Origin of the sequence: Arenimonas sp. GDDSR-1, from assembly GCF_025980345.1 — a bacterium.
Classification (GTDB): domain Bacteria; phylum Pseudomonadota; class Gammaproteobacteria; order Xanthomonadales; family Xanthomonadaceae; genus Arenimonas.
In genome coordinates, this window is sequence record NZ_JAPDUI010000066.1 from 1 (window position 1) to 9,508 (window position 9,508).

The 9,508-nt window shown below is 58.5% G+C and carries 9 protein-coding genes; 4 read left to right on the forward strand and 5 right to left on the reverse strand.

Annotation, left to right across the window (positions count from 1 at the left end; genetic code table 11):
* Together acnA and Q0W88_RS09290 are read right to left on the reverse strand one after the other, a co-directional pair.
* Nucleotides 1-1,520: aconitate hydratase AcnA (acnA, locus tag Q0W88_RS09285; protein WP_297802676.1), on the reverse strand; the 1,520-nt coding region annotated here is incomplete at its 3' end.
* Nucleotides 1,521-1,607: 87 nt separating this feature from the next.
* Nucleotides 1,608-2,387 (reverse strand): ferredoxin--NADP reductase, encoded by a 780-nt coding sequence (locus tag Q0W88_RS09290; RefSeq protein ID WP_297802679.1) that lies wholly within the window; start codon nucleotides 2,385-2,387, stop codon nucleotides 1,608-1,610.
* A 309-nt stretch (nucleotides 2,388-2,696) separates the two neighbouring features.
* Between Q0W88_RS09290 and Q0W88_RS09295 the strand changes: the two genes are divergently transcribed.
* Nucleotides 2,697-2,906 (forward strand): cold-shock protein, encoded by a 210-nt coding sequence (locus Q0W88_RS09295; RefSeq protein WP_297802682.1) that lies wholly within the window; start codon nucleotides 2,697-2,699, stop codon nucleotides 2,904-2,906.
* Nucleotides 2,907-2,982: 76 nt separating this feature from the next.
* Entirely contained in the window at nucleotides 2,983-3,465 is a 483-nt protein-coding gene (gene slyD / locus Q0W88_RS09300) for a peptidylprolyl isomerase (protein ID WP_297802686.1), read from the forward strand.
* Nucleotides 3,466-3,532: 67 nt separating this feature from the next.
* Here the strand turns inward: slyD and Q0W88_RS09305 are convergent, their stop codons facing one another.
* From Q0W88_RS09305 to Q0W88_RS09315, 3 genes are read right to left on the reverse strand one after another with little or no spacing between them, the layout of a single operon-like run.
* Complete coding sequence (locus tag Q0W88_RS09305; protein WP_297802689.1) at nucleotides 3,533-4,726, reverse strand: acetyl-CoA C-acyltransferase; 1,194 nt, start codon at nucleotides 4,724-4,726, stop codon at nucleotides 3,533-3,535.
* 12 nt (nucleotides 4,727-4,738) lie between these two features.
* On the reverse strand, nucleotides 4,739-7,102 hold the full coding sequence (locus Q0W88_RS09310) for a 3-hydroxyacyl-CoA dehydrogenase/enoyl-CoA hydratase family protein (protein ID WP_297802692.1): 2,364 nt from the start codon (nucleotides 7,100-7,102) through the stop codon (nucleotides 4,739-4,741).
* 16 nt (nucleotides 7,103-7,118) lie between these two features.
* Entirely contained in the window at nucleotides 7,119-7,730 is a 612-nt protein-coding gene (locus Q0W88_RS09315; RefSeq protein WP_297802695.1) for a TetR/AcrR family transcriptional regulator, read from the reverse strand.
* A 177-nt stretch (nucleotides 7,731-7,907) separates the two neighbouring features.
* Between Q0W88_RS09315 and ndk the strand changes: the two genes are divergently transcribed.
* Complete coding sequence (ndk, locus tag Q0W88_RS09320) at nucleotides 7,908-8,333, forward strand: nucleoside-diphosphate kinase (protein WP_297802697.1); 426 nt, start codon at nucleotides 7,908-7,910, stop codon at nucleotides 8,331-8,333.
* A 3-nt stretch (nucleotides 8,334-8,336) separates the two neighbouring features.
* Entirely contained in the window at nucleotides 8,337-9,482 is a 1,146-nt protein-coding gene (gene rlmN / locus Q0W88_RS09325) for a 23S rRNA (adenine(2503)-C(2))-methyltransferase RlmN (RefSeq protein WP_297802700.1), read from the forward strand.
* The last annotated feature ends 26 nt before the right edge of the window (nucleotides 9,483-9,508 follow it).

Here is a 9,508-nt window from a genome sequence, read left to right on the forward strand (position 1 = left end):
AAGCCCATGGCTTCGAGATCCTTAAGCACATCGGCCTTTTTCAGGTAATCGGTCACCACCAGCGAGCCCGGTCCAAGCGAGGTCTTCACCCAAGGCGCCGGTTTCAGGCCACGAGCCGCGGCTTTGCGGGCCAGCAGGCCGGCACCCAGCATCACCGCCGGGTTGGAGGTGTTGGTGCAGGAGGTGATGGCGGCTATCACTACCGCGCCATCCTTCATTTCCACCGACTTGCCATTGATTTGGGTCTGAACCGTTCCCAGAGTGGCGGTGACATCGCCGCCTTCATTTTCGAACTTCGCGACATCACCGTTTTTCGGTTTACGGTTGGCGGTCAGTGCAACCAGGTTGTCGGTGTAGTTCTGTTTCATATCGGTCAGCAAAACGCGGTCCTGCGGACGCTTCGGGCCGGCCAGGGACGGTTTGACTTCGCCCATGTCGAGATGAAGCACCGCACTGTACTCGGCTTCGGCGTCGGTACGCCACAGCCCCTGGGCCTTGGCATAGGCCTCGACCAGATTGATCAGGGTTTCCTCTCTTCCGGACAGGCGCAGGTAATTCAGTGATTCGCCATCGATCGGGAAAATGCCGCAGGTCGCGCCATACTCGGGAGCCATGTTGGCGATGGTGGCGCGGTCGGCCAAGGGCAGGTGGTTCAGGCCATCGCCGAAAAACTCGACGAACTTTCCGACCACGCCGTGCTTGCGCAGCATCTGGGTGACAGTCAGCACCAGATCGGTGGCTGTCGCACCCTCCGGCAGCTTGCCGGTCAGCTTGAAACCGACCACTTGCGGAATGAGCATCGAGCTCGGCTGGCCAAGCATTGCTGCTTCGGCCTCGATACCACCGACACCCCAGCCCAGTACGCCGATGCCATTGATCATCGTGGTGTGCGAGTCGGTACCGAACACGCTGTCCGGGAAGGCATAAAGTGTGCCGTCGATATCGCGTTCCATCACCACGCGGGCCAGATTTTCGAGGTTGACCTGGTGCACGATGCCGGTATTCGGCGGAACGACCTTGAAGTTGTTGAAGGCTTTCTGGCCCCAGCGCAGGAAGCTGTAGCGTTCGCCGTTGCGGGCGAATTCGATCTGGCCGTTTTCATCGAGCGAGCTGGCTTTGCCGAAGGAATCGACCTGCACCGAGTGGTCGATGACCAGTTCGGAGGGGATCAGCGGATTGATGTTTGACGCCGAACCGCCGAGCTTGACTACAGCATCGCGCATGGCGGCCAGATCGACTACGCAGGGCACGCCGGTGAAGTCCTGCAGCACGACGCGGGCGGGCATGAATGCGATTTCGGTATCCGGTTCCTGCTTGGCATCCCATTGCGCAACGGCTTCGATCGATGCCTTGGTCACCGATACGCCGTCTTCACAACGCAGCAGGTTCTCAAGAAGGATCTTCATCGAGTAGGGCAGTTTGCTGATGTCGTAGCGCTGGCCGAGCTTGGCAAGGCTGAAGATGGTATAGGTCTGGCCGTTAACGGTCAGGTGATCGCGCGTGGCGAAGGAGTCGGACATGGGAGGCTCCTGAATATGGGGGAAAGGCAGACGGAATGGGGCTTCGTCAGCCCAATATTATGCCCGATTTCGGTCTGTTTTTGGCGCTTATTTCTCGACGAATGCGCGCTCGAACACGTAATGGCCGGGTTGTCCAATCTTACTGGAGGCAATAAATCCCTTGGCGTCCAGAATGCGGCGGAAATCGGCCAGCATGCCCGGACTGCCGCAAATCATGGCGCGGTCGGTTTCCGGATTGAGTTCGGGAAATCCGAGGAACCGGGGAATTTCACCACTCTCAAGCAGCGTAGTTGCCCGGCCATGCAAGGCAAAGGGCTCCCGCGATACCACAGGCACATAATGCAGCTGACGGCTGATCTGCTCGCCAAGGTACTCGTGGCGCGGCAATTCGTTCCTGAAGTAGTCGGCATAGGCCAGGTCTTTGGCATAGCGCACGCCATGCACGACCACGACATGTTCGAAACGCTCGTAGGTTTCCGGATCCTTGACGATGGCCAGAAACGGCGCAAGACCTGTGCCGGTGGAAAGCAGGTAAAGCACTTTACCGGGATGCACATCGCTGATCAGCAGGGTGCCCGTCGGTTTTCGGCTGATCAACAGGCTATCGCCGGGCTGGATATGCTGCAGTCGCGAGGTCAGTGGGCCATTCGGCACCTTGATGCTGAAGAACTCAAGATGTTCTTCCCAGTTTGCGCTGGCGATGGAGTAGGCCCGGACCAGAGGTTTGCCGTCAACTTCCAGTCCGATCATCACGAATTGTCCGTTGTCGAAGCGGAACCCATCATCGCGCGCGACCGTGAAGCTGAAGTACTGGTCGGTCCAGTGGCGGACATCCAGCACCGCTTCTTTGATGTAGGGTGAAGTCATTAAAGTCTTTCCAATCAATTAGATGGATGGATTTGGTCGGGAAAAGGCCATTAAAAGCGCTGGTCTATGATACGACGATTGCTGAACGGGAGGGCTTGATTCGAATCAACTTCAAAGAAAATCAGATATTTATTGGTATTTGCCGGCGTCTTGCTGTATAGTGCCTTTACTGATTTTGCTTAGGGCCAACGTGGCTTGTGGCCCGGTGCGGTAGATTTTGTGGTCCGCTTCATCGTAACATCGCGGTATTCCTAGCAAAACAGTCCTACTTTCGGGTGGGTTTTTCTCGTTTTATCTAGGAGTAATACTATGTCAGATCGTCAAATCGGTACCGTCAAGTGGTTCAACGACGCCAAGGGCTTCGGCTTCATCACCCCGGAAAGCGGCGAAGATGTGTTCGTGCATTTCCGCTCCATCCAGGGCAATGGCTTCAAATCGCTGAAAGAAGGCCAAAAAGTGAGCTTCAAGCTCGTGAAAGGCCAGAAAGGCATGCAAGCCGACGAAGTCAATCCTGAGTAATAAAAGACGTCCGCGTCTTACTGAAAACCCCGACACGTCGGGGTTTTTTTTCAATCATTTCGAGGAACCCAGAGTTATGCAAATCAGCGAAAACAGCGTGGTCAGCTTCCATTACACCCTTACGGATAAAGACGGCCAGGTCATTGACAGCTCGGCAGGCCATGCGCCGCTGACCTATCTGCATGGCGTCGGCCAAATCGTGCCCGGCCTGGAAAACGCCCTGGTCGGAAAACAAGCCGGCGACAAACTCGATGTCGAAGTTGCCGCCGCCGAAGGCTATGGCGAACATCATGATTTCATGGTGCAGCAGGTTCCGCGCGAAGCTTTCCAGGGCGTCGATGACATCGAACCCGGCATGCAGTTCCAGGCCCAGACGCCGCAGGGCGGCATGACGGTGACCGTCACCGCCGTTGATGAAACCACCGTTACCGTGGATGGCAACCATCCGTTGGCCGGCAAGAATCTGTTCTTCGCGGTCGAGATTGTCACGGTCCGTGACGCCACTGATGAAGAAAAAGCGCATGGTCACGTGCATGGGGAAGGCGGTCATCATCATTGACCGCACCGATTCACGGCGTAAAAAAAACACCGCTAACGCGGTGTTTTTTTTGGACTGTCGGCTGCGGTTAAAGGGATTCGAAAATGCCAGCTGCGCCCATGCCGGTACCGATGCACATGGTAACCATGCCGTATTTGGCATTGGTGCGCTTCATGCCGTGTACGATGGTCGCGGTGCGGATGGCGCCGGTCGCCCCGAGCGGATGGCCGAGCGCGATGGCGCCGCCGCAGGGGTTGACCTTGGATGCATCCAGTTTGCAGTCGCGGATGACGGCAAGCGCCTGCGCGGCAAAGGCTTCATTCAATTCGATCCAATCCAATTGGTCCTGATTCAGACCGGCCTGTTTCAGAGCCTTCGGAATGGCGGCAATCGGGCCGATACCCATGATTTCCGGCGGAACACCGGCAACGGAAAAACTCACGAAGCGCGCAATCGGCGTCAATCCGTAATCCTTGATGGCCTGCGCCGAAGCCAGCAGAACGGCGCCGGCGCCATCCGACATCTGTGAACTGTTGCCTGCAGTCACCGATCCCCGTGCCTTGAACACCGGCTTGAGCTTGGCGAGCCCTTCGAGGCTGGTGTCGGCGCGCGGGCCTTCATCGTTGCTCAGGGTTTTGTTGCGGGTAATGATGCGGGATCCGGCCAGATCGGCTGATTTTCCGACGACTTCGTAGGGTGAGATTTCGGCACTGAAATGCCCGGCCTGAATCGCTGCCAGGGCTTTCTGATGCGAAGCATAGGCGAAGGCATCCTGATCTTCGCGCGAGACGTTCCACTGCGCAGCCACGTTCTCGGCGGTGATGCCCATGCCATAAGCGATGGCGATATGATCGTTCTCGAATACCGAGGGCGTCATCGCAATCTTGTTGCCCATCATCGGCACCATGCTCATCGATTCGGTGCCTGCAGCAATCATAAGATCGGCCTCGCCGAGCCGGATGCGGTCTGCCGCCAGTGCCACGGCCTGCAGGCCGGAGGAACAGAAACGGTTGATGGTCTGCGCCGAGACCGATTGCGGCAGGCCGGCCAGCAGGGCGCCGATGCGTGCCACATTCATGCCTTGCTCGCCCTCGGGCATGGCGCAGCCGACGATGACGTCGTCGATGCGTTCGGGGTCGATGCCGGGCGTCTGTGCGACCACGTGCCGGAGGCAGTGTGCCAGCATGTCGGCGGGGTGGACGTTCTTGAAAGCGCCGCGCGGGGCTTTGGCCACCGGAGTACGGGTGGCGGCGACAATGTAAGCTTCTTGGATGGTTTTCATGGCGGTTCCTGATTAATTGCGCAGCGGTTTGCCGTTTTTCAGCATGTAGGCGATCCGTTCCTGGGTTTTCGGCATCATCGCCAGCGCCACGAAATGTTCGCGCTCCAGATCCAGCAACCATTGTTCGTCAACCAAGGTGCCGCGGTCGACATCGCCGCCGCAGAGTACCGTGGCAATGCGGGTCGATACTTCCAGGTCGTGATCGGAGATGAAGCCGCCGGCATGCATGTTGGTCAGCATCATCCTGAACGTCGCAATACCGATGGAGCCTGCCACAGGAATGGCTTTCGGCGCCACCGGCGGGCGATAGGCGGATTCGGCCATGGCGCGCGCCTGCGCCTTGGCCACATGCAGCAATTCATAGGCATTGAAGACAACAACATCCCCTTCGCGTGCCAGTTTCAATTCCTTGGCTTCAAGCGCAGAGCCGGAGACCTTGCCCATCGCAACGGCCTCGAAGTAGGGCTTCAGGCCGGCGTGCACATCCCCGTTCGGCGGATTCAAACCGACACGTACCGCGATTTCCTTGAGGCCGCCGCCGGCAGGCAACAGGCCGACGCCGGCCTCGACCAGTCCGATGTAGCTTTCGAGCGCGAAGACCGTGCGGGCGGCGTGCATCTGGAATTCGCATCCTCCACCGAGCGCCATGCCGCGTACGGCTGCCACCACCGGTATCTGCGCATATTTAATGCGCATGCTGGTGGCTTGGAACTGGCCGATCATGGTCCGGAAGTCTTCGATGCGGCCTTCCTGAAGTGAAGCCAACACACCGGACAGATCGGCACCGGCGGAGAAGGGCTCTTTGGTCTGCCAGACCACCAAGCCCTGGAATTGCTGTTCCGCAATATCAATGGCCTTCTGCACACCCGCCAGAACACCGTCACCGACCGTATTCATCTTCGATTTGAAGCTGAGCACGCCGATGCCGTCGCCATCGTGCCAGAGACGCACGGAGTCATCTTCGTAAGCGGTTTCACCGGTCGCGAAGCGTTCACCGAGCAGCGGATCGGGGAATCGCTGACGGGCGTAGACCGGATTTGCAGAGCGCGGAAGCATCGTCGATTCCGATGCACTGTAACTTCCGGCCGCACCATGCACGCCATCCACCGCGGATACCCAAGCCGGTAAAGGCGCTTGGCTCATGCTCTTGCCGGCAGCAATGTCTTCGGCAATCCATGCGGCAACCTGCTTCCAGTCGGCGGCTTGCCAGAGTTCAAGCGGTCCCATGTTCCATCCGTAGCCCCAGCGAATCGCAAAGTCGAGTTCACGGGCGCTTGCCGCGATGTCGGCGAGATGGAAAGCACAGTAATGGAACAGGTCCCGGAAGCAGGACCACAGGAATTGCGCCTGAGGATGGGATGATGCCCGAAGTGCCTTGAACTTGGTCTGGGGATTGCGGTCTTTCAGGATGGCGAGCACTTCTGGATCGACCTGTCCCGCACTCGGGCGGTACTGCGAACTGGCCAAATCCAAGACATGGATTTCCTTGCCGACTTTTTTGAAAATGCCCGCCCCGGTTTTCTGTCCCAAGGCCTTGGCGTCAATCAAGGCTTGCAGGAAATCGGGCACGGTGAAGTGCGGATGCCAGGGGTCGGCGGGCAGGGTGTCGGCCATGGTCTTGATGGTCAAACCCATGGTGTCGAGGCCGACCACGTCGCAGGTGCGGTAGGTCGCCGATTTCGGCCGGCCGATCAGCGGGCCGGTCAGCGCGTCGACTTCGTCGAAGCCCATGCCGAACTGTGCGGTATGATGCAGGGTCGAGAGGATGGAAAATACGCCGATGCGGTTGGCGATGAAATTCGGCGTGTCCCTGGCGGTAACCACGCCCTTGCCGAGAGTGCTGACGAGGAAAGCTTCCAAGGCCGTCAGAACCTCGGCATCGGTTTTGGCGCAGGGAATCAACTCGACCAGATGCATGTAGCGCGGCGGGTTGAAGAAATGCACGCCGCAGAAGCGATGATGGAGTGACTCATCCAGCACTTCCGAAAGCGCATTGATCGAAAGGCCGGAGGTATTCGAGGCCAATACTGCCCCGGGGCCGACAAACGGCAGAATCTTCGCGTACAGGGATTTCTTCCAGTCGATTCGCTCGGCGATGGCTTCGATGATCAGGTCGCAGCTTTTCAGCCTTTCAAGATGCTCGTCATAGTTGGCGGGCTCGATGTTCTGAACAACGGACTTCGTGGCCAGAGGAGCAGGGGACAATTTGCCCAGATTGGCCAGGGCTTTGCCGACCACGGCATTCTTGTCGGCGCCGTCGGCCGGCAGATCGAACAGGATGACCGGCACGCCGGCGTTGGCCAAATGGGCGGCAATCTGCGCGCCCATGACGCCGGCGCCGAGAACGGCGACTTTCTTGAAACGGTAATCGGACATCGGAATACTCCAGTTTTCAGGCCTTAAGGCCGGCTTGTGCAAAGGTAATCAGGTGCTGCGCGGCTTTCTCGCAGTGGGCTTTTTCGGTCACCCCGGGCTGGCGGCGGATCAGGCCGAAGTCGGCCATGGCATAGGTCAGGGCGCCGGCGGTGAAATCCATGCGCCAGTAAAGCTCTTCTTTGCTCAATTGCGGCAGGCAGACCGCAATGGCCTTGGCGAACTCGCGCAGGACCTGACCGTAGTTTTCAGACAGGAAGTTGCGCAGGCCGTCGTTTTTCTCGGCATAGGCGCGCGCCAGCACACGCACGAACGAGGCGCCGTGCCGGTCGAGGGTCAGGGCCAGGGCGGGCTGGATGAAGGCCAGCAAAATGCCGTGCAGGTCTTTCGGATCCCGGGCCACCGTTTCCGACAGCGCGCTCAGCCGTTTTTCACTCATTTCGTCCATGCGGTGTTTGAAGACTTCATGCACCAGGTTTTCCTTGGATCCGAAGTGGTAATTGACCGCGGCGATGTTGACATCGGCTCTGGAAGTCACCTGCCGAAGCGAGGTTCCGGCAAATCCGTGCTGCGCGAACAGATCTTCGGCGGCATGCAGAATGCGCTCTTTGGTGTTGAAATGATTCGTCATGCCATCCTCGGAACGAATTAAACGATTGTTTCAATCGTATGCTTGGCCGTGTCTGCGGTCAAGTCTGTCCGGTAGATGCTTGAATTTCCATTGAAAGCTGGAGCGAACGGCCGGCGTTGGAGGCTAAAAAATGCTAAAATGACTGTTTAACCTTCCCCCTAAAACCGGAGCTGCCCCATGGCCATCGAACGTACCATTTCCATCATCAAACCCGACGCCGTCGCCAAAAACGTCATCGGCCAGATTTACAGCCGCTTCGAAAGCAACGGCCTGAAAGTCGTCGCCGCCAAAATGAAGCACCTTTCGCGCCGCGAAGCCGAAGGTTTCTACGCCGTGCACCGCGAACGTCCGTTCTTCAATGCCCTGGTCGAGTTCATGATTTCCGGTCCGGTAATGATCCAGGTCCTGGAAGGTGAAAATGCCGTACTCAAGAACCGCGAGCTGATGGGTGCCACCAATCCGAAGGATGCCGCTCCGGGCACCATCCGCGCCGACTTCGCCGAGTCGATCGATGCCAATGCCGTGCATGGCTCCGACAGTCTCGAAAACGCCGCCATTGAAACCGCCTACTTCTTCGCCGCCACGGAAATCAGCGCAAGCTGAACCATGAACGACACGGCCAAAGTCAATCTGCTCGATCTCGACCGTGACGGTCTGGAGCGTTTTTTCGCCGAGGAACTCGGCGAGAAGCGTTTCCGCGCGCATCAGATCATGAAGTGGATTTACCACCGCCATGTCTGCGATTTCGCCGAGATGAGCGATCTCGGCAAGGACCTGCGTGCCAAGCTGGAATCACGGGCGGTGGTCATGCCGCCGCCCGTCATTCTGGACAAACCCTCCACCGATGGCACCCACAAGTGGCTGCTCGGCATGGATCAGGCCAATGCCATCGAGGCGGTATTCATCCCCGACAAGGGCAGGGGCACGCTTTGCGTGTCCAGCCAGGTCGGCTGCGGCCTGAACTGCCAGTTCTGCTCCACCGCCACCCAGGGGTTCAACCGCAACCTGAGCACCGCCGAAATCATCGGGCAGGTCTGGGTCGCCGCCAAGCATCTGGGCAATGTGCCGCACAGGCAGCGCAAGCTCACCAACGTGGTGATGATGGGCATGGGCGAGCCGCTGCTCAATTTCGACAACGTCGTGCGTGCCATGAGCATCATGCGCGATGATTACGGTTTCGGACTGGCCAACAAACGCGTTACCCTGTCGACTGCCGGTCTGGTGCCGATGATCGACCGCCTGTCCGAAGTCAGCGATGTTTCCCTGGCGGTTTCCCTGCATGCGCCGACCGATGAATTGCGCACCGAGCTGGTACCGCTCAACAAGAAATACCCGATTGATGAACTGCTCGATGCCTGCGTTCGTTACGCGCTGCGCAAGCCGCGCACGTCAATCACTTTCGAATACACCATGATGCAGGGGGTCAATGACCTGCCGGAACATGCCCGTGCCTTGGCCAAACTGATGCGCCGCATCGATGCGAAAGTCCAGCGTGCCAATACCGCTAAAGTCAACCTCATCCCGTTCAATCCGTTTGCCGGCACCCGGTTCGAGCGCTCCGAAGAAACCCGCATCCGGGACTTCCAGAAACTTTTGCTCGACGCCGGTGTCCTAACCATGGTCAGAAGGACGCGCGGCGATGACATCGACGCGGCCTGCGGCCAGCTCAAGGGACAGGTCATGGATAAAACCCGCCGCCAGGCCGAGTTCAAACGGAAAACGCACATCGACAGCATCACTCGGATAAACTGAGCCCCATGGATCCCATTCAAAACCCC

What these genes read in the sequence shown, in the direction of transcription:
- Q0W88_RS09290 (WP_297802679.1), bottom strand. Translation starts at nt 2,387, where the DNA reads ATGACTTCACCCTACATCAAAGAAGCGGTGCTGGATGTCCGCCACTGG.
- Q0W88_RS09295 (WP_297802682.1), top strand. Translation starts at nt 2,697, where the DNA reads ATGTCAGATCGTCAAATCGGTACCGTCAAGTGGTTCAACGACGCCAAG.
- slyD (WP_297802686.1), top strand. Translation starts at nt 2,983, where the DNA reads ATGCAAATCAGCGAAAACAGCGTGGTCAGCTTCCATTACACCCTTACG.
- Q0W88_RS09305 (WP_297802689.1), bottom strand. Translation starts at nt 4,726, where the DNA reads ATGAAAACCATCCAAGAAGCTTACATTGTCGCCGCCACCCGTACTCCG.
- Q0W88_RS09310 (WP_297802692.1), bottom strand. Translation starts at nt 7,102, where the DNA reads ATGTCCGATTACCGTTTCAAGAAAGTCGCCGTTCTCGGCGCCGGCGTC.
- Q0W88_RS09315 (WP_297802695.1), bottom strand. Translation starts at nt 7,730, where the DNA reads ATGACGAATCATTTCAACACCAAAGAGCGCATTCTGCATGCCGCCGAA.
- ndk (WP_297802697.1), top strand. Translation starts at nt 7,908, where the DNA reads ATGGCCATCGAACGTACCATTTCCATCATCAAACCCGACGCCGTCGCC.
- rlmN (WP_297802700.1), top strand. Translation starts at nt 8,337, where the DNA reads ATGAACGACACGGCCAAAGTCAATCTGCTCGATCTCGACCGTGACGGT.